Source organism: Azonexus fungiphilus, assembly GCF_003634965.1.
Lineage (GTDB): Bacteria > Pseudomonadota > Gammaproteobacteria > Burkholderiales > Rhodocyclaceae > Azonexus > Azonexus fungiphilus.
The window spans coordinates 289,121-308,157 of record NZ_RBXP01000015.1 but is presented as its reverse complement, the minus strand read 5'-3'; the positions used below and the strand labels follow the sequence as shown (position 1 = coordinate 308,157).

Here is a 19,037-nt window from a genome sequence, read left to right as displayed (position 1 = left end):
CTCAGTTCCCGGCCTCGACCAGCATCGCGCCACCCAGGCCGCCGCCGATGCAGATGGTCGCGACACCGCGCCGGGCACGGTTGCGGCGCAGCACATGCAGCAGGTGCAGGACGATGCGCGCGCCCGAAGCGCCGACCGGATGGCCGATCGAAACCGCACCGCCATCGACGTTGAGCCGATCCTCGGGAATGCTGCCCAGGGCGCCGTCGAGACCGAGCTGCTCGCGGCAGTAGGCCTCGTCGTTCCACGCCGCCTGGCAGCCGAGCACCTGCGCGGCGAAGGCTTCGTTGAGTTCCCAGTAGTCGATGTCCGAAAGCTGCAGACCGTGGCGCTGCAGGATCGGCGTCGAGGCATGCACCGGGCCGAGGCCCATCTGCTCCGGCTCGAGTCCTGACCACTGGCTATCGACGATCTTGCCGAGCGGCTGCAAGCCCCATTTCTCGACGGCCTCTTCCGAGGCCAGGATCAGCCAGGCAGCGCCGTCGGTGATCTGCGAACTGTTGGCGGCGGTGATGTTGCCGTATTTCTTGTCGAAGAACGGACTCGGCTTGGCCATCCCGGCCAGCGTCGCATCGGCGCGCACGCCGTCGTCCTCGGCATAGACCTTGCCGTTGCCATCGACCAGCGGCACGATCTCGCCGAGATGGCCGGCATCGCGGGCGGCGATGGCGCGCTGATGGCTGCGCACGGCGAATTCGTCCATCTGCTTGCGGTCGATGCCGAACTTCCAGGCCAGGTTTTCCGCCGTCTGCCCCATCAACAGGCCGACGACCGGATCGGTCAGCCCCTTCATCAGGCCGATCACCGGCGACAGCAGCGCTGCCGGGCGCAGTTTCAAAAAATGCCCGATTTTCTGGTTGACCGTGCGCATGCCCATCATGCCGGCAAACCAGCGCACCATCGTGTCCGAATAAAGCAGCGGCGCCCGCGACAGGGCATCGACGCCGCCGGCCAGCACCAGATTGGCACGGCCGCACTGGATGTTGGCGATGGCCGAGTCGATGGCCTGCATGCCGGAGGCGCAGTTGCGCATCACCGTCCAGCCCGGCACCTTCTTGCCGCAACCGAGACGCAGCGCAACCATGCGGCCGATGTTGGTCTCGTCCGGCGACGGTGCGGCGCAGCCGAGGATGACCTCGTCGAGATCGGACGGCAGGAAGGGCTGACGCAACAGCAAGGCGCGGCCGGCCTGGGTCGCCAGGTCGGAGGCGGCGAACGGCCCGAGGCCCTTCTGCGCTTTCAGGAACGGCGTGCGGGCGCCGTCCACCACGTAGATCGTCTTGCCCATGATCAGGCCGCCATCCGGTCGTCAGCCGGCTTGTTGGCCGTGGCCACGCCGTAGTCGAAGGGGAAGTCATCGACACGGACGACGATGTCGCGCAGGTGGTTGCGTCGCTTCATCACCTCGTATTCGGCGGCGTTGATGACGCCCGCCTCGAAGGCGACGATGGCGATGTCGCGGACATTGGCCTGCGGATTGCCGTCGAAGCGGCCGTCCTTTTCGGCAGCGCGGATCTTGGCCTCGATCTGCTCGGCTTCCAGCGTTGCCTTCAGTGCCAGTTCGATGGCGCCGACCGGTTCGTTTTCCTGCAACGGCAGGTAGCACTCGGCGGTCAGCCGGTCACGCGTGGCCGACGGCGCGATCAGCGCCTTCGCCACCTGATGGCCGACCTCGTCGGAGGGCACGACATAGGGATGGCCCCAGGGGAAGATCAGGCGATTGACCACGGCGGCGATGAAGCGCACCGGGAAGTTGGCGATGACGCCGTCGAAGGCTTGCTGCGCCTTGTACATCGCGTCCCAGATCGCCCAGTGGGCGAGCGGCGCGTCTTCCTTCTTGCGGCCTTCGGCCTCGTAACGCTTGAGCGTGCAGGAGATCAGGTACATCTGCGCCAGGATGTCGCCGAGGCGCGCCGACAGTTTTTCGCGGCGCTTGACGCTGCCGCCGAGGACCAGCAGCGAGACATCGGAGAGGAAGGCAAAGGCCGCAGAGAAGCGCGTCAGTTGCTGGTAGTAGCGCTTCATTTCCGGCGCCACGTCGGTGTTGACCGTGACGAAGTGCGAGCCGGTCAAGCCCTGGCGGAAAGCGCGCCAGCCGTTCTTCACGGTGAAGCCGATGTGGCCGAACAGCGCCCGGTCAAAATCGACCAGCCCCTGACGGACGTCCGGATTCTGCGCAGCGCGCATTTCCGGCAACAAATACGGATGGCAGCGGATCGCCCCCTGACCGAAGATGATCAGCGAACGGGTCAGGATGTTGGCGCCCTCGACGGTGATCGCCACCGGAATCTGCTGGTAGGCGCGGCCGAGGAAGTTCGACGGGCCAAGGCAGATGCCCTTGCCGCCGATGACGTCCATGCCGTCATTGACGACGACGCGGGCACGTTCGGTGACGTGGTACTTGGCGATCGCCGAAACCACCGACGGCTTCTCGCCGAGATCGACGGCGCCGGCGGTCATCTTGCGCACCGCGTCCATCATGTAGGTGTAGGCACCGATGCGGGTCAGCGCTTCCTCGACGCCCTCGAACTTCCCGACCGCCATCTTGAACTGCGAACGGACACGGGCGTAACCGCCGACGGCACGCGCCGTCATCTGCGCCATGCCGGTGTTCGACGAGGGCAGCGAGATCGAACGCCCGGCCGCCAGGCACTCCATCAGCATGCGCCAGCCCTGCCCGGCCATCGCCGGGCCGCCGATGATGAAGTCGAGCGGCATGAAAACTTCCTTGCCGCGCGTCGGCCCGTTCATGAACATGGCGTTGAGCGGGAAGTGGCGGCGACCGGTATCGACGCCCGGATGATCGTAGGGCACCAGCGCGCAGGTGATGCCGATGTGCTTCTTGTCGCCGAGCAGACCGTCCGGATCGTAGAGGTGGAAGGCCAGGCCGAACACCGTGCACACCGGGGCCAGCGTGATGTAGCGCTTGTCCCAGGAGACGCGCATGCCGAGCACTTCCTTGCCCTGATAGATGCCCTTGCAGACGACACCGCTATCCGGGATCGATGCCGCATCCGACCCCGCCCATGGGCTGGTCAGCGCGAAGGCCGGCACCTCGATGCCCTTGGCCAGGCGCGGCAGGTAGTGGTTCTTCTGCTCCTCGGTGCCGTAGTGCAGCAGCAGTTCGGCCGGGCCGAGCGAGTTCGGCACCATCACCGACACCGACAGCGCGGAGGAACGCGTCGACAGCTTGGTCACCACCTGCGAATGGGCGTAGGCCGAGAACTCCAGGCCGCCGTACTTCTTCGGGATGATCATGCCGAGGAAGCCCTTGTCCTTGATGTAGCGCCAGGCTTCGTGCGGCAGGTCGTAGAGTTCGTGGGTGACTTTCCAGTCGTCGACCAGACGGCAGGCTTCCTCGCATTCCTTGTCGAGGAAGGATTGCTCCTCGGCGGTCAGCGTCGGCACCGGGTAGGCATGCAGCTTCCGCCAGTCGGGCTTGCCCTGGAAAAGCTCCCCCTCCCACCAGACGGTGCCGGCTTCGAGCGCGTCGCGCTCGGTGTCGGACATCTGCGGCAGAACCTTGCGGTAGGCGGAAAAAATGGACCGGGTGAGCACGGCGCGGCGCAGCGGCCGCAGCGTGAGCAACCCGGCCAAAGCCACCAGGGCAAGTACCCCGAGCAGAGGGATGGTGTTATCGAACATGCATGTCTCCTGATTCTTGATCTGTTGGTTTTTGTCGTTCAGCCACGGTCGACCGTGACCGGGGCAGCGAATTGCGGCAGCGGCGCGCGCAGGCCGCCGAGCAGGAAGGACATCAGTCGCGGCACCAGGCGATCGAGCCGGTCCACCGAATCCTCCTCCTCGATCTGCCAGTCGGTAACCAGGCGCAATGCGTCGGTGCCGGCGATGGCGTAGGAGGTGGCGCCAAGCATGAAGTGGAAGCGCCAGACGATCTCGGCCTTGGGTACTTCCGGCAGGGCACGGAACAGCGCTTCCTTGAAGCGGTCCATCACCGTCTTGTATTCGTGGGCGAGGAAGGCACGGATGAACTCCGACGGCTCGGTCAGGGTGCGCCCGAGCAGGCGCAGGAAGGTCATGCCGCCGCGCGCCTCGTCCTCGGCCATGCGCAGCAGCGTGCCGAAGAAGGCATCGACGATCAAAGATGGCTTGACCGGCTGGCCGCCAGCCTCGGCTTCGTGGCGGTCGAGGACGCGCATGCGCTCTTCGTTCAGCCAGTCGAGACGGCGCCGGAAGACTTCCTGGATCAGCGCTTCCTTGGAGCCGAAGTGGTAATTGACGGCGGCCAGATTGACCCCGGCCTCGCCGGTAATCTGGCGCATCGACGTGCCGTCGTAGCCATAGGCCATGAACAGGCGCTCGGCGGCGTCGAGGATGCGTTCGCGGGTGTCAGCATTGCGGATTTCAGCCATGGTGCCTCAAGGTGATTCATACGTTCGTTTGAATCATAAGAAAAGGACCGTGGCTTGGCAAGCATTTTGTCGCTGGGGAAAACCCGAGGGCTAGGCCGCCCTACCCGCCGTTGCGGCTACGGATGAAATCGACCACCTGCCCGGCCGGCAAGGGGCGGCTGAAATAGTAACCCTGAACCAGCTCGCAGCCCCGCGCCTTGAGATACTCGAGCTGGGCCTCGGTTTCGACGCCCTCGGCGACCAGGGTCAGGCCGAGATTGCGGGCGAGTCCGATGGTCGCGTCGCAGATCACCTGACCATCGACATCCTGGCCGATCTCGACGACAAAGGAGCGATCCAGCTTGAGCTTGTCGAGGGCAAACATGCGCAGGTAGGCCAGCGACGAATAGCCGGTGCCGAAATCGTCGAGGGCAACCTTGACGCCCATGCCGCGCAGGCGGTCGAGCACGCGGATGGTTTCGTCGGGGTGCTCCATCGCCACCGATTCGGTGATCTCGAAGATCAGGTCGCCCGGCCGCAGCGAATAGGCTTCCATGATCCCGCTGGCCAGCACCGACAGATCGCTGTTGCGCATCTGGATCGCCGAGATGTTGATCGCCATGCGCACGTCGGCGATTCCTGCCGCCCGGAATTCGGCCAGTTGTCGTGCGGCATTCCAGATCACCCAGTCGCCGATCGGCTGGATCAGGCCGGTTTCCTCGGCCACCGCGATGAACATGCCCGGACCGACCAGCCCGCGCTCCGGGTGCTGCCAGCGAATCAGGGCCTCGACACTGGAAACCCTGCCGCTGCGGACATCGATGACCGGCTGGTAGTGCAGCCGGAACTCGTCGCGCCCGAGCGCCAACCGCAGCGCATGTTCGATGCCGAGCCGCTCGAGCGCGGCTTCGTTCATCTTCGGATCGAAGAACTGGAAATTGTTGCGGCCCGCCGATTTCGCGTGATACATCGCCGCATCGGCATTCTTCATCAGGGTCTCGCCGTCGGCGCCATCCATCGGATAGATGGCGATGCCGATGCTCGGCGTCGTGTATAGCGTATGCGCACCGACCGAATAAGGCTCGGCGACGCGCATCACCAGCTTCTCGGCGACCATCGCCACCGAACTCGAATGCTCGATGCCGCTGAGCATGACGACGAATTCATCACCACCCAGCCGGGCGACCAGATCACTCTCGCGCACGCAGCTGCGCAAGCGGCGACTGACGTGGATCAGCAGTTCGTCGCCGACGTGATGCCCGAGCGTGTCGTTGATCACCTTGAAACGGTCGAGATCGATGAACATCAGCGCCACCCGTCCGGATTCACGGCGCGCCACCGCCAGCGCATGCTCGAGCCTGTCCTTCAGGCTGAAACGGTTGTTCAGCCCGGTCAACATGTCGTGGTGCGCCATGTAGTGCAGCTTGGCCTCGGTTGCCCGCTCCGAGGAAACATCGGTGAAATGCGCAATGTGATAGCGGATGCCGCCCTCGTCGTCGCGCATCACCGAAATCGACAGCCATTTCGGATACACACCACCATCCTTGCGCCGATCCCAGACCTCGCCCTGCCAGTACCCCTTGCTGAGGATGGCACTCCACATCTTCTCGTAATCCTCGGGCGAACTGCGCCCCGCCGACAACATGCTCGGATTGCGCCCCACCACCTCGTCCTGGCCATAGCCGGTCAAAGTGGTAAACGCCGGATTGACGGTGACGATGCAGTTTTCGTGATCGGTGATCATGATCGCCTCGCCGCTGTGGTGGAAGGCGCTGCCAAGGAGCTGCATCTGCGACTCCATCCGCCGCAAATCGGTGATGTCCTGGGCCGTCCCGATCGTACGCAAAGGCTTGCCGGTCTCGTCGTAGATCGTTTCGCCGCGCTCGCGGATCTGCCGGCTGCCGCCGCCGGCAACGATCAACCGGTGCTCGACCTCGTACGGCTGGCGATTGCGGAAAGCCTGCCGGTAAGCCTGATCGACGCGCTCACGATCGTCCGGATGAACCATCTGCAGAAAACGCTGGTAATCGCCCGGCCCGGCTGCCGGATCGATGGCAAAGATCCGGTACAGTTCCTCCGACCAATGCAGGTGCTGATTAACGATATCGAGTTCCCAACTGCCGATCTGGGCAACTCGCTGGGCCTCGCGCAGCTGCCGGCGATGCCGCTGGAGCTCATCAATCGTTTTCTGGTTGCGCTGCTGCTGCAGCCAGGCCAGCCAGGCAACCACTGCCATGCCGATGACAATGCCCAGCCAGTCGGGAAAATACCCCGTGACCACCGCCAGCTCACCGCTCACCAGCAGCATCAATGCAATCGATGCCTGGATCACGGCCGGCTTGTGGGAGGGGCAACGGATCATGCGGAAGGAAAAACGCTCAAGGATTGAACCCCATTGTGCTGACTCGCGCCGCAAACATCAATCAGCAGTGGGTACGGGACGCGGAACCGGCTGTTCATAGCGCAGGAAGCGGCAGCCCACGATCTCGCCGCTTTTCCGTTCGCGGTAACAGGCATGGCGCTCGTCGGTCAGGCGCCACTCGGCCAGGGGAATATCAGCAGGAAACAGCGTATCGCCGGCAAAATCACGCTCGATCCGGGTCAGATAAAAAACCTGGCAATACCGCCAGGCAGCGGCGTATACCGAGGCACCGCCGATGACGAAAACCGGCTTGCCGGTCGCCAGCGCACCGCGCAAGCCGGCTTCGACCGTAGCCACGCGACGACAGCCCGGACGAAGCGACAGTGCCGGATTGCGCGAAACGACGAAGGAATCGGCCGGAACGACGTCCATCGATTCATAGGTGGCCCGACCGATGACCAGCGCAGCGCCTTCGACCGTCCGCTCGAAGTAAGCCAGTTCTTCCGGAATATCCCAGGGCAGCCAGTTGTCGAGACCGAGCATGCCGTTGGCGGCCACCGCGCCGATTGCCGCGATCACGCCCGGTTTTTCTGCCATTGCTCGCGCGTCATGGTCAGCGATATCGCCGGCGTGGCCTGGCCGTTATAGACATGCGGCTTGTGCATCGACACGAAAGCCCGGGTCACGATCCTGATCGAGAAGATGGCATCGAAGATCTCGAGGATGCTCGACTCCAGGCACTCACAATGCGCATTGTCTTCGAGACGGCGGATTGCCAGGAAGATCACCTCGTAGTCGACAACCTGGCGGATATCGTGGGGATCAGCGACGGCCTCGACCGGCGCCCAGGCGTCGGCATGCACGAGCACTGCTTGCGAGCCATGTTTTTCCAGAGGATTGCAGCCGGTCCGCAACTGGATCGTCGCATCGACCGAGGCACACCAGTGATTTTCCAGCACGCCAGAACTCCTTGAACGGGAACGAAGCCCCGAACATACCAGAGCACGGGCGAAAGCGCACGGCGCGGGACTTTCGCCGACAATCGGCGCCCCCGGAAATCAGGCGGTGACGTTGATCCGCGTACCGGTCACCTGCCCTTCGGCATTGGTGAACGCGGGCGTGACCGCCGGTGCCGGCGGAGGCGCGACGACTTCGGCAATCTGGGTCCGCAACTCGCTCAATCCGGCGTTGACCTGACCCAGCGACTGCATCGTCGTCACGTTGCGCCGAGCGCTGTCGGCATCGTTGCGTGCCGCGGAGGAAGAACCCTGCAACTCGCGGGCATTGTTCTGGGCCTGGTCGGCCTCCTGTTGCGCAGCCTGCGCCTGCGACTGCAATGCGCGGGCACGCTGCTCGGCCTGGTCGGCGTTGCGCTGGGCCTGTTGCATCTGCAACTGACCCCACGCAGCCGAACTTGCGCCTTGTGCTCCGGCAATCATTTCCGACACCTCGACTTCATCAAGCACCGCGCCTGGGGCGCGGCATCATCAGGCCGTGGTATTCACCAGCCTGCCGGTCTCCTGCCCCTGGGCATTGATCACCGGACGTGCGGCTTCCTCGGTCTGCTGGACCTGTTGTTCCGGACGCAACTGTTGCTCGCGGCGTTCGACCTGCTGCTGCTCCTGGGCCGGCTGCGGACGCGCCGACTGGACGCTGGTGCTGCTGTAGGCACCGGATGCACCGACGGATGCGATTTCCATGTTGATCTCCTGAAGGACAACGACTGCACCTTCACTTTACACCATTCGCCGAAATCTTCCAGCAGCGACGATGATTTTTCCCTTGCAAAACAAACCCCCGCAGGTTTCCCGGCGGGGGTTTCGAGTTTCACGGTCGACCGTCGGAAACGGCCGATTTCCGTGACTTACATCTCGACCGTCTCAGCCACTTCCACAAACGCCGGGATCTGGTCGAAGTTCATGTAGCGGTAGATGTCAGCCGCCTTGGCATTCACCACCTGGATGTACTGCATGTACTCTTCCTTGCTCGGGATCTTGCCGAGCAGCGCGCACATGGCGGCCAGTTCGGCGGAGCCCAGGTAAACCTGGGTATCGATACCGAGGCGATTCGGGAAGTTGCGGGTCGAGGTCGACATCGCCGTGGAGCCCTTCTTGATCTGTGCCTGGTTACCCATGCACAGCGAGCAGCCCGGCATTTCCATGCGGGCACCGGCCTTGCCGAGGACGCTGTAGTAGCCTTCTTCGGTCAGGATCAGGGCGTCCATCTTGGTCGGCGGGGCGATCCACAGGCGGGTCGGGATGTCCGACTTGCCGTCGAGGACCTTGCCGGCAGCGCGGAAGTGACCGATGTTGGTCATGCAGGAACCGATGAAGACTTCGTCGATCTTGGCGCCGGCGATGTCGGAGAGGACCTTGACGTCGTCCGGATCGTTCGGGCAGGCACAGATCGGCTCGGTGACTTCAGCCAGATCGATTTCGATGACAGCGGCGTACTGGGCATTGGCGTCGGACTTCAGCAGTTCGCCATTGGCGATCCAGTCTTCCATGGCCTTGATGCGACGCTTCAGGGTGCGGGCATCCTGGTAGCCTTCGGCGATCATCCACTTCATCAGGGTGATGTTCGAACGCATGTACTCGACCACCGGTTCCTTGTTCAGGGCGATGGCGCAAGCGGCAGCGGAACGCTCGGCGGCGGCGTCGGACAGTTCGAAGGCCTGTTCGACCTTGAGGTCCGGGAGACCTTCGATTTCGAGGATGCGGCCGGAGAAGATGTTCTTCTTGCCCTTCTTCTCGACGGTCAGCAGGCCAGCCTTGATGGCGTACAGCGGAATGGCGTTGACCAGGTCACGCAGGGTGATGCCAGGCTGCATCTTGCCCTTGAAGCGGACCAGCACGGATTCCGGCATGTCCAGCGGCATGACGCCGGTGGCGGCGGCAAAGGCGACCAGGCCGGAACCGGCCGGGAAGGAGATGCCGATCGGGAAACGGGTGTGCGAGTCACCGCCGGTACCGACGGTATCGGGCAGCAGCAGGCGGTTCAGCCAGGAGTGGATGACGCCGTCGCCCGGACGCAGCGAGACACCGCCGCGGGTGCTGATGAAGGACGGCAGTTCGCGGTGCATCTTGACGTCAACCAGCTTCGGATAGGCGGCGGTGTGGCAGAAGGACTGCATGACCAGGTCGGCAGAGAAGCCGAGGCAGGCCAGATCCTTCAGTTCGTCGCGGGTCATCGGGCCGGTGGTGTCTTGCGAGCCGACGGTGGTCATCTTCGGTTCGCAGTAGGTGCCCGGCAGGATGCCCTTGCCTTCCGGCAGGCCACAGGCGCGGCCGACCATCTTCTGGGCCAGCGAGTAGCCGGTGCCCGGATCGTTCGGCTGCTGCGGCAGGCGGAACAGGGTCGAGGCCGGCAGGCCGAGGAATTCGCGCGCCTTGGTCGTCAGGCCGCGGCCGATGATCAGGGGGATACGGCCGCCAGCACGGACTTCGTCGAGGATGACCAGGGTCTTCAGTTGCGACTCGGCGATCACGGCACCGTTCTTGGTGGCGGTGACCTTGCCGGTGGCGCCGTCGACCTTCAGTTCGATCTCGTCGCCCATGTCCATCTGGCCGGCGTCGATTTCGATCGGCAGGGCGCCGGCATCTTCCATCGTATTGAAGAAGATCGGGGCGATCTTGGAACCGAGGCAGACGCCGCCGAAACGCTTGTTCGGCACGAAGGGGATGTCTTCGCCGGTGAACCACAGCACCGAGTTGGTGGCGGACTTGCGCGAGGAACCGGTACCGACCACGTCACCGACGTAGGCGATCAGGTTGCCCTTGGCAGCCAGCTTTTCCAGTTGCTTGATCGGGCCGCGCGAACCCGGCTCGTCGGCTTCGATACCCGGACGCGGGTTCTTCAGCATGGCCAGCGCGTGCAGCGGGATGTCCGGGCGGGACCAGGCATCCGGTGCCGGCGACAGGTCGTCGGTGTTGGTTTCGCCGGTGACCTTGAACACGGTCAGCTTCTGCGAAGCCGGGACTTCCGGACGCGAGGTGAACCACTCGGCGTCGGCCCAGGACTGCATGACGGCCTTGGCGTTGGCGTTGCCGCCCTTGGCCAGTTCGGCGACATCGTGGAAGAAGTCGAACACCAGCAGGGTCTTCTTCAGGCCTTCGGCGGCGACGGCGCCGCAGGTCGGGCAGCCGAGCAGGTCGATCAGCGGCTTGACGTTGTAGCCGCCGAGCATGGTACCGAGCAGTTCGGTGGCCTTTTCCTTGGAAATCAGCGCACAGGCTTCCTCGCCCTTGGCCACCTTGGCCAGGAACTCGGCCTTGACCTTGGCGGCGTCATCGACGCCGGCCGGCACGCGGTAGGTGATCAGTTCGACCAGGTTGGCTTCTTCGCCAGCCGGCGGATTCTTCAGCAGGGCGACCAGCTCGGTGGTCTGTTGCTTGGACAGGGGCAGCGGCGGGATTCCGAGGGCTGCACGCTCGGCAACGTGGGCGCGATAGGCTTCAAGCACGGCGACTTCCTTTCGTAAAGGGTTGCTCTGGGGGAAACGATTATTTTACGACAACGGCGACGGCTGTATGGTTCGCGAGACTCCCCTGGGCCGGCACCCGCAGGTCTTATATATTTTATATGTTAGTTCACCACTTCGCCACATCTGCGCGCACCGGCCAGGTCACGGTCGACCGACGAATTTGCCCAATTTTTAGGCGTTGACCGTAAAACCCTTGCCGCTCAATGGATTGCAGCGGCTGTCCCGAGCTTATCCACAGGCTTGTCCGACCCGGACGGGGATAAATGCCTTTTATGCACACAGGCTGCTAGACTTGCGGCTTTTGTTCACGGACGCACCGACATGTCCCGCATTGCCGCGATTTCCCGTTTCGGCCAGCAGATCTGGCTCGACAATCTTTCCCGCCAGCTGATCGAATCCGGCGAACTGGCACGCTGGATCGCCGACGACGCGGTTGCCGGGGTGACCTCGAACCCGGCCATTTTCTACAACGCGATCCGCAACGACCCCGCCTACCAGGCCGCCGCAGCCGAACTCAGGCAAGGCGCGCCCGATCCCGAGCAGCGCTTCGAGACACTGGTCCTGCCCGATGTGCGCAAGGCCTGCGAGCTGTTCCTGCCAATCCATGAACAAAGCGCCGGCAGCGCCGGCTTCGTCAGCTTCGAGGTCTCCCCGAGCCTGGCCGACGACGCCGCCGGCACGCTCGCCGCCGCCCGCCGGCTGTGGGCCGAGATCGACCGCCCCAACGCGATGATCAAGATCCCGGCAACGACCGCCGGCCTGAGCGCGATCGCCGACGCGATCGCCGACGGCATCAACGTCAATGTCACGCTGATCTTTTCCCCACGCCAGCTGGCCGGCGTCCAGGCGGCCTACCGCAGCGGCATCGAGCGGCGTTTTGCCGCCGGTTTGCCGGTCGACCGTATCGCCTCGGTCGCCAGCGTCTTCATCAGCCGCCTCGATGCCCTGCTCGATCCCCGGCTGCCGGCCGAACGCCAGGGCCGCAGCGCGATCGCCATGGCCCGCCAGGCCTACGCCGACTGGCAGGCGCTGCCAGCGCTGCCGGGCGGTGCGCGCCAGCAGATGCTGTTGTGGGCCTCGACCTCGACCAAGAACCCGGCCTACCGCGACGTCGTCTATGTCGAGCAACTGATCGGCGCCAGCACCGTGAACACCGTACCGGATGCCACCCTGCTCGCCTTCCGCGACCATGGCGAAGCGGCCGCCACGCTGAGCGCCGACGCGCCCGGCCGGCAAGATCAGCTGGCCGCGCTGGCGGCGCTCGGCATCGATCTCGACGCGGTTGGCGACGAACTGCAGGCAGCCGGGCTGAAACAGTTCGACGAAGCCTTCGCCAAACTGCTCGACCTCGTCCGCTGAAACGGGAAAGGCGGCTGGCTCAGCCGAGCCAGTCGCGCAGGTCTTCGATCAGGTCGTCGACGCTGCCCAGCGACAACGCGAAGAAATCGCAGGCATAAGGCGCCGCCTTCGACCATTCGTTCTCGACTTCGCCCTGGGTATGCAGGCGAATGACGTGCTCGGCGAGGACGTTGATCGCGATCTGCCCGCGGACGACCTGGGAAAACTCGTCGGCGCGAGCGAGAACGCTGTAGTCGTGGTGCCGCATGATCGCCTCGGCGACTTCGCCCGGCAGCCGCCAGCGGCGCGCCAGGAAATAGCCGACGACGGCGTGGTTGGTGCCGAGCAGGCGATCCTCGACATCGGTGAAGAGCGCGTCCTCGGCCGCATTGGCCTCGGCCAGCACCTGCTTGGTCTGGGGAAAGCGCCGCATCAACAGCGGAATGCCGCAATCGTGGAACAGACCGAAGGTGTAGGCGATGTCGGGGCGCACGCAGCGCAGGCGGCGGGCGATCTCGCCGCACAGCCGCGCAGTCTGCGCCGAACTCTCCCAGAAGCGTTCGAGGCCGGCATCGACCTTGTCGGCCATGGCCACGCGCAAGAGCTGCGAGACGACCAGGTTGAACACCTGGCGCGTGCCGAGCAGCGTCAGCGCCTGGCTGATCGACGACAGCCGGCTGCCGGTCGAGAAGGCCGGCGAATTGGCGATCTGCATGACGTGCCCGGACAACGCGACGTCGCTGGTGATCAGCCGGGCCAGTTCGCGCTGGTCCGGTTCGTCCTTGCGCAGTTCGGCATCGAGATCGAGGAGGATGGCGGGACAAGGCGGAATGTCGACGCCGTTGAGCATGGCCTGCAGTTGCTGTTCTTCTGGTGCGGCTTTCATGGTGCTGGTCTCCGAGTTTCGCCCGGGACTTTAGCGCGGAAGCGGCAAGCGACAAATATTACGAAAGTCATATCGGCGTCAGATCGGGCAATCCATGGCGACGCCTGGCCTGCCGGCAGGCGGCATGCTCGACGTCGAATTCGCGGCATGGTGACGGTCGACCGTCATAGATCGTGCATTTCACGCAACCACCGATCTCGCCGGCGAGCGCCGCGCAGCGCGGGGCAGCGGCATCGGTACCGGCCATGCGGACGATTGCCGGCGTCACCGGCACGGTCATCGCCGCCGGCACGCCATCGCCCCAGGCGAAGGCGCCGCCGGCCAGCTCGGCCGGATGGAAATCGACGCGGAAGCTGGCGCAGCAAGCGCCGCAAGTCTGGCAGACGCTCATCCGAAATCCGCCCGGCAGCGCCACAAGCCGTGGCCGGATGCGAGATATTTCTTCTCGAACGGAGTCAGCGGGTCGTCGGTGACGTAGCTTTCGGCGAATACCCTGGCGCCGCCCAGCCAGCCGAGCGCCAGCGCCATTTCCTCGATGTAGATGCGCCAGTTGCTGCGGCATTCGACGATGCCGCCGAGTTCGCGCCAGACCGGGAAAACGGCGTGGCCGTGCCAGCGTCGGGCGAGGTGGCCGATTTTCGGCCAGGGGTTCGGATAAAGGTTGTAATGGCGGGCCAGGCGGACGCCGCTTTCGGCGAGCAGGCGCCAGAAATCGACCAGGTCGGCGCGCAGCAGCAGCGCATTGGCCGGCAGCGGCAAGGGTTTGCCGCGTTCCAGACGGTCGCTCGACTGGTCGACGCCGATCACGAAATGGTCCGGGAATTCGGCCGCCAGGCGCAGCGTGCTCCAGCCGACGCCGCAGCCGGCGTCGAGGATCAGCGGCGCCGCCGGGTTCCAGGCGGCATGCGCGGCGAGCGCCCGGGCGCAGGCGGCACGGTTGTAGTCGAGCAGCGGCTTGCGGAAGGGCTGCGCCAGGTGGCGGCGGAGCAGCGTTTCCAGGTCGGCGTGCGGGCCGTCCTGGGCGCTGGCGATGAAGCGCGAGTTGCCGGCCATCGCCTCAGGCCGCCAGCGGCAGTTCGCCGGGGATGCCGGCGGCGAGCAGCAGGCGGTCGATGTCCTCGGCTGCCTTGACCGGGCGCAGTTGCTGGTAGAGCGCCTCGGCCTGCGGCTCATGGCGGCGCAGCAGCATCAGCCACTGCTTCAGGCGGCCGCCGGCATGTACCGGCAGCACGCGCTCGCGCACGCCGCACCAGAAGATTGCCAGCCACGGCCGCAACGCGTCCCAGCCGCCCACCGCCTCGCCGCGGATGCGCCGGGCGAGGAAGGGATCGGCCAGCGCGCCGCGGCCAAGCATGACGTCGGCGCAGCCGCTTTCGGCCCGGATGCGGTGCCAGTCGTCCACGGTCCACACCTCGCCGTTGGCAATCACCGGGATATCGATCGCCGCGCGTACCCGGTCGATCTGCGCCCAGCGCGCCGGCGGCCGGTAGCCGTCGGCCTTGGTCCGGCCGTGCACGATCAGTTCTTCGGCGCCGCCCGCCTCAATGGCCTGGGCGCAATCGACGGCCAGGCAGACGTCGTCGATGCCCAGCCGCATTTTTGCGGTCAACGGGATGCCGGCCGGGATTTCCGCGCGCACCGCGGCGACGATGTCGTGCAGCAGCTGCGGCTCGCCGAGCAGCGCCGAGCCGCCGCGATGCCGGAAGACCGTCGGCGCCGGACAGCCGAAATTGATGTCCACGCCGGCCGGCCGGTGCTTGACCAGGCGGCGCGCGTTGCCGGCCATGAAATGCGGATCGGAACCGAGCAGCTGCACGCGCATCGGCGTACCGGCCGGCGTCCGGCTGCCGTTCTTCAGCTCCGGGCAGGTGCGCAGGAAAGTCCGGTTGGGCAGCACGCTCTCGGTGACCCGGACGAACTCGCAGATGCCCCAGTCGTAGCCGCCGATGCCCGTGAGCACCTCGCGCATCAGCGGATCGGCGAGCCCTTCCATCGGGGCGAGGATCAGTCGGGACATCGGCAAACTTTCGGCAAACGCTTGAAAAGGCGCGCATTATAATCCGCCCCCATGTTACGCATCGTCCTCGACACCAACGTCGTCCTCGACCTCTTCCACTGGGCCAATGCCGACGCGGTGCCGATCATGGCCGCGCTCGAGGCCGGCCGCATCGAATGCCTGGTCGATGCGAGCACGCTCGACGAACTGCAACGCGTGCTCACCTATCCGCAACTGAAGCTGACGCCGGCGATGATCGCCGAGCGCTGGACGCGCTACGGCGCACTGGTGCGCCAGGTCGCCGCCGGCGAAGCGCCGCCGCTGCCGCGCTGCAAGGACCGCGACGACCAGAAGTTCCTCGAACTCGCCGCGCGCAGCGGCGCCGATCTGCTGGTCAGCAAGGACAAGGCGCTGCTCAAGCTGCGCGGGCGCACCAAGCTGGCTTTCCGCATCGTCAAGCCGAAGGATGCCTGCGCGCTGATCGATGCGGCCGGATTATCCCTTCCATAGTCATGGTCAATTGGCCGCCCCGTGGCGATTGCGCTATAGTGGCTCAAGACGTAAAACCCTTGCCCACGCAGGATTCGCCCGGAAACGGCCAGCCGCGTTTTGCCAGCGCCGCCGCCGGTCACGCCCAACCCGCCGCAACCACCTAGGAGAACCGTCATGACCGCCAAGAAAGCCAAGACCCCGAGCATCGACATCGGCATTTCCGACGCCGACCGCAAGAAGATCGTCGCCGGCCTGTCCGGCCTGCTCGCCGACAGCTACACGCTGTACCTGATGACCCACAACTTCCACTGGAACGTCACCGGCCCGCAGTTCAACAGCCTGCACGCGATGTTCATGGGCCAGTACACCGAGCAGTGGAACGCCCTCGACCAGATCGCCGAGCGCATCCGCGCCCTCGGTTTCCCGGCCCCCGGCACCTACAAGGAATTCGTCAAGCTCGCCTCGATCAAGGAAGTCGAAGGCGTGCCCAAGGCCACCGACATGGTCCGCCACCTGGTCGCCGCCCAGGAAGCCACCGCCCGCACCGCGCGCAAGCTGCTGCCGCTGGTTGGCGAAGCCGACGACCAGCCGACCGCCGACCTGCTGACGCAGCGCCTCGACGTGCACGAAAAGACTGCCTGGATGCTGCGCAGCCTGCTCGAGGAATAAACCCGGTTTTTGCCGGATTTTCACGGTCGACCGTCACCGGGGCAGGATTTCGATCCTGCCCTTTTCACATCTCCCGAAAGCCCCGACGATGCACCTCCCCCAGCACCAGCTCGCGATGACCGTCCTGATGACGCCGGACATGGCCAACTTCTCCGGCAACGTCCACGGCGGCACCATCCTCAAGCTCCTCGACCAGGTCGCCTACGCCTGCGCCGCGCGCTACGCCAGCGAATACGTGGTGACCCTGTCGGTCGACCAGGTGATGTTCCGGCAGCCGATCCACGTCGGCGAACTGGTCACCTTCCTCGCCTCGGTCAATTACACCGGCAACACCTCGATGGAAATCGGCGTCAAGGTGATCACCGAGGACATCCGCGCCAAGGTCATCCGCCACGCCAATTCCTGCTTCTTCACCATGGTCGCGGTCGCCCCCGACGGCAAACCGACCGCCGTGCCGCCGCTGACGCCGGGCACGCCCGAGGAAATCCGCCGCTACCAGGCGGCGCAGGTGCGGCGCGAACTGCGCAAGGAGTTCGAGGGGCGGATGCAGGCGCTCAATCCTGGCGCCGCCTGAACACCCAGCTCGTCGCATCGGAGGCTTCCGGCGCGAAGGCGTAGCCGTCGCTGGCGAAGGCTTTCAGGCCTTCCGGGTCGGTCAGGCGGTTGAGCACGACGTAGCGCGTCATCAGGCCGCGGGCGCGCTTGGCGAAGAAGCTGATGATCTTGTAGCGGCCGTTCTTCCAGTCCTCGAACACCGGCTGGATCAGCCGGCCCTTGAACTTGCGGCCGATGGCGGCCTTGAAATATTCCTCGGAGGCGAGGTTGACCGCGACCGGCTGCGGCATGGCATCGAGTTCGGCGTTGATCGCCTCGAGCAGCGTCTCGCCCCAGAAGGCGTAAAGGTCCTTGCCGGCGCGGTTCTTGAACTTCGTCCCCATTTCCAGCCGGTAGGGCTGCATCAGGTCGAGCGGCTTGAGGATGCCGTAGAGGCCGGAAAGGATACGCACATGCTGCTGGGCAAAGTCGAGGTCGGCGGCGGAGAGCGTCTTTGCCGCCAGGCCATCGTAGACGTCGCCGTCGAAGGCGAGCACGGCCTGCTTGGCGTTGTCCGGGGTGAAGGGCAAGGACCAGTCGGCGTAGCGGTTGTAGTTGAGCAGCGCCAGCGGATCGGACAGGTCCATCAGCTGGGCGATGTCGGCCGGCGACAGGGCGCGCAGCTGCTCGATCAGCGCCTGCGAGCGGTCGAGGAAGGTGGGCTGGTTGTACGTCGCGACATGCGGCGGCGTCTTGTAGTCGAGGGATTTGGCGGGGGACAGGAAGATCAGCACGCTGGAAACTCCGGGCAGGACACAGTGATTATCGCGGCGGAAAGCCCGCCGGGGAACGGCGAAATCTTACCGGAAGGCCGCCGGCACCGCCGCTTCTGCTACATTGAAGGCTTCCCTGCCGCCCCGGATGCCGCCATGAAACCCCGCGAGATCAAAGCCTTCCTCGACCGCTACGTGATCGGCCAGGACGATGCCAAGAAAACGCTGGCCGTCGCCGTCTATACCCACCGGCACAAGCTGGCGCTGGCCGGTAGCGGCCCGAACAAGAGCAACGTCCTGCTGATCGGGCCGACCGGCACCGGCAAGACGCTGCTCTGCCAGACCCTGGCACGCTGCCTGGCGACACCCTTCGTCAGCGCTGACGCGACCGCGCTGAGCCAGGCCCGCTTCGTCGGCGACGAGCTGGAAGCGCTGATCCAGCGCCTGCTCGAACAGGCCGGCGGCGACGCCGAGCGGGCCGGACGCGGCATCGTCTTCATCGACGAGATCGACAAACTGGCCAACCCCGACGCGCCGGAACGCGCCAGCGCCGGCCGCAGCGTCCAGCATGCGCTGCTCAAGATCATGGAAGGCAGCCTGATCCGGCTGCCCGGCGGCGTCAGCGTCGATACCCGCGGCATCCTCTTCATCTGCGGCGGCGCCTTCGTCGGCCTCGAAGCGATCATCGCCAGCCATACCTCCTACGGCTTCATCGGCACCGCCGACAGCGACGACGGCCGGATCATCGAACGGCTGAACAGCCGGATCAAGCCGACCGACCTGTTCAATTTCGGGCTGATTCCCGAATTCACCGGCCGCCTGCCGGTGATCGCCCGGCTGGCGCCACTCGGCCGCGAGGATTTCGTGCGCATCATGCAGGTTCCGGAAGACAGCCTTTACCGCCAGTTCCAGGCGATTTTCCGCGAGCTCGGCAGCGAACTCGTGATCGACCCGCCGGTCTTCGCCCAGATCGCCGAACTGGCGCTCGAGTACAAGGTCGGCGCGCGCAGCCTGCGCGGCATTTTCGAGGAACTGCTGACGCCGGTGCTCTACGACCTGCCCGACGCCCCGGCCGGCAGCCGGGTGCACTTTCATTCGCTGTTCAGTCCGCCGGACAGGACGAGCGGCGGCCAAGACGGGTAAAATCCGCGT

General features: G+C 65.3%; 19 protein-coding genes. 5 read left to right on the top strand and 14 right to left on the bottom strand.

The genetic code is table 11. The annotated features are described in order from the left end of the window. Position 1: 1 nt before the first annotated feature. The 9 genes from DFR40_RS10935 to DFR40_RS10895 form a co-directional block, all read right to left on the bottom strand. Positions 2–1,288 carry an acetyl-CoA C-acetyltransferase gene (locus DFR40_RS10935; protein WP_121458523.1) on the bottom strand — a complete coding sequence of 429 codons (1,287 nt, stop codon included), beginning with the start codon at positions 1,286–1,288 and terminating at the stop codon, positions 2–4. Between the two features lie 2 nt (positions 1,289–1,290). Continuing rightward, positions 1,291–3,645 carry an acyl-CoA dehydrogenase gene (locus DFR40_RS10930; RefSeq protein ID WP_121458522.1) on the bottom strand — a complete coding sequence of 785 codons (2,355 nt, stop codon included), beginning with the start codon at positions 3,643–3,645 and terminating at the stop codon, positions 1,291–1,293. Positions 3,646–3,683: 38 nt separating this feature from the next. After that, the gene (locus DFR40_RS10925) at positions 3,684–4,373 is read right to left on the bottom strand and encodes a TetR/AcrR family transcriptional regulator (RefSeq protein WP_121458521.1); all 690 of its coding nucleotides are present in this window, start codon (positions 4,371–4,373) and stop codon (positions 3,684–3,686) included. Positions 4,374–4,473: 100 nt separating this feature from the next. Continuing rightward, on the bottom strand, positions 4,474–6,714 hold the full coding sequence (locus DFR40_RS10920; protein ID WP_121458520.1) for a putative bifunctional diguanylate cyclase/phosphodiesterase: 2,241 nt from the start codon (positions 6,712–6,714) through the stop codon (positions 4,474–4,476). Between the two features lie 57 nt (positions 6,715–6,771). Further along, positions 6,772–7,311, bottom strand: a complete 540-nt coding sequence (locus DFR40_RS10915; protein WP_121458519.1) for a dihydrofolate reductase — start codon at positions 7,309–7,311, stop codon at positions 6,772–6,774. Then, positions 7,290–7,673 carry a dihydroneopterin aldolase gene (locus DFR40_RS10910; protein ID WP_170160203.1) on the bottom strand — a complete coding sequence of 128 codons (384 nt, stop codon included), beginning with the start codon at positions 7,671–7,673 and terminating at the stop codon, positions 7,290–7,292. Before DFR40_RS10910 ends, DFR40_RS10915 begins: the two co-directional genes overlap by 22 nt. 99 nt (positions 7,674–7,772) lie before the next feature. Continuing rightward, on the bottom strand, positions 7,773–8,180 hold the full coding sequence (locus DFR40_RS10905; RefSeq protein ID WP_147431319.1) for a hypothetical protein: 408 nt from the start codon (positions 8,178–8,180) through the stop codon (positions 7,773–7,775). Between the two features lie 21 nt (positions 8,181–8,201). Beyond that, positions 8,202–8,414, bottom strand: coding sequence for a hypothetical protein (locus DFR40_RS10900; protein WP_121458516.1), 213 nt, complete (start codon positions 8,412–8,414; stop codon positions 8,202–8,204). 164 nt (positions 8,415–8,578) lie between these two features. After that, the gene (locus tag DFR40_RS10895; protein WP_121458515.1) at positions 8,579–11,176 is read right to left on the bottom strand and encodes a bifunctional aconitate hydratase 2/2-methylisocitrate dehydratase; all 2,598 of its coding nucleotides are present in this window, start codon (positions 11,174–11,176) and stop codon (positions 8,579–8,581) included. Between the two features lie 342 nt (positions 11,177–11,518). Between DFR40_RS10895 and tal the strand changes: the two genes are divergently transcribed. After that, positions 11,519–12,556, top strand: a complete 1,038-nt coding sequence (gene tal, locus DFR40_RS10890; RefSeq protein ID WP_121458514.1) for a transaldolase — start codon at positions 11,519–11,521, stop codon at positions 12,554–12,556. 19 nt (positions 12,557–12,575) lie between these two features. Here the strand turns inward: tal and DFR40_RS10885 are convergent, their stop codons facing one another. From DFR40_RS10885 to DFR40_RS10870, 4 genes are all read right to left on the bottom strand, one after another. Continuing rightward, positions 12,576–13,421, bottom strand: a complete 846-nt coding sequence (locus tag DFR40_RS10885) for an HDOD domain-containing protein (protein WP_121458513.1) — start codon at positions 13,419–13,421, stop codon at positions 12,576–12,578. 67 nt (positions 13,422–13,488) lie between these two features. After that, complete coding sequence (locus DFR40_RS10880; RefSeq protein WP_121458512.1) at positions 13,489–13,812, bottom strand: YkgJ family cysteine cluster protein; 324 nt, start codon at positions 13,810–13,812, stop codon at positions 13,489–13,491. Beyond that, on the bottom strand, positions 13,809–14,474 hold the full coding sequence (gene trmB / locus DFR40_RS10875; protein ID WP_121458511.1) for a tRNA (guanine(46)-N(7))-methyltransferase TrmB: 666 nt from the start codon (positions 14,472–14,474) through the stop codon (positions 13,809–13,811). The genes DFR40_RS10880 and trmB overlap by 4 nt, the downstream gene beginning before the upstream one ends. A gap of 4 nt (positions 14,475–14,478) precedes the next feature. Then, complete coding sequence (locus DFR40_RS10870; protein ID WP_121458510.1) at positions 14,479–15,438, bottom strand: tRNA dihydrouridine synthase; 960 nt, start codon at positions 15,436–15,438, stop codon at positions 14,479–14,481. 51 nt (positions 15,439–15,489) lie between these two features. Here DFR40_RS10870 and DFR40_RS10865 point away from each other — a divergent pair, with 51 nt between their 5' ends. The 3 genes from DFR40_RS10865 (at position 15,490) to DFR40_RS10855 (ending at position 17,152) form a co-directional block, all read left to right on the top strand. Further along, positions 15,490–15,927, top strand: a complete 438-nt coding sequence (locus DFR40_RS10865; protein ID WP_121458509.1) for a putative toxin-antitoxin system toxin component, PIN family — start codon at positions 15,490–15,492, stop codon at positions 15,925–15,927. 156 nt (positions 15,928–16,083) lie between these two features. Next, the gene (locus DFR40_RS10860) at positions 16,084–16,578 is read left to right on the top strand and encodes a Dps family protein (protein ID WP_121458508.1); all 495 of its coding nucleotides are present in this window, start codon (positions 16,084–16,086) and stop codon (positions 16,576–16,578) included. A gap of 88 nt (positions 16,579–16,666) precedes the next feature. Continuing rightward, positions 16,667–17,152 (top strand): acyl-CoA thioesterase, encoded by a 486-nt coding sequence (locus DFR40_RS10855; protein WP_121458507.1) that lies wholly within the window; start codon positions 16,667–16,669, stop codon positions 17,150–17,152. Here the strand turns inward: DFR40_RS10855 and yaaA are convergent. Further along, complete coding sequence (yaaA, locus tag DFR40_RS10850; protein ID WP_121458506.1) at positions 17,133–17,906, bottom strand: peroxide stress protein YaaA; 774 nt, start codon at positions 17,904–17,906, stop codon at positions 17,133–17,135. The genes DFR40_RS10855 and yaaA overlap by 20 nt on opposite strands. A gap of 135 nt (positions 17,907–18,041) precedes the next feature. Here yaaA and DFR40_RS10845 point away from each other — a divergent pair, with 135 nt between their 5' ends. Beyond that, a complete protein-coding gene (locus tag DFR40_RS10845) occupies positions 18,042–19,028 on the top strand; it encodes an AAA family ATPase (RefSeq protein ID WP_121458505.1) in 987 nt (328 codons plus the stop codon). The last annotated feature ends 9 nt before the right edge of the window (positions 19,029–19,037 follow it).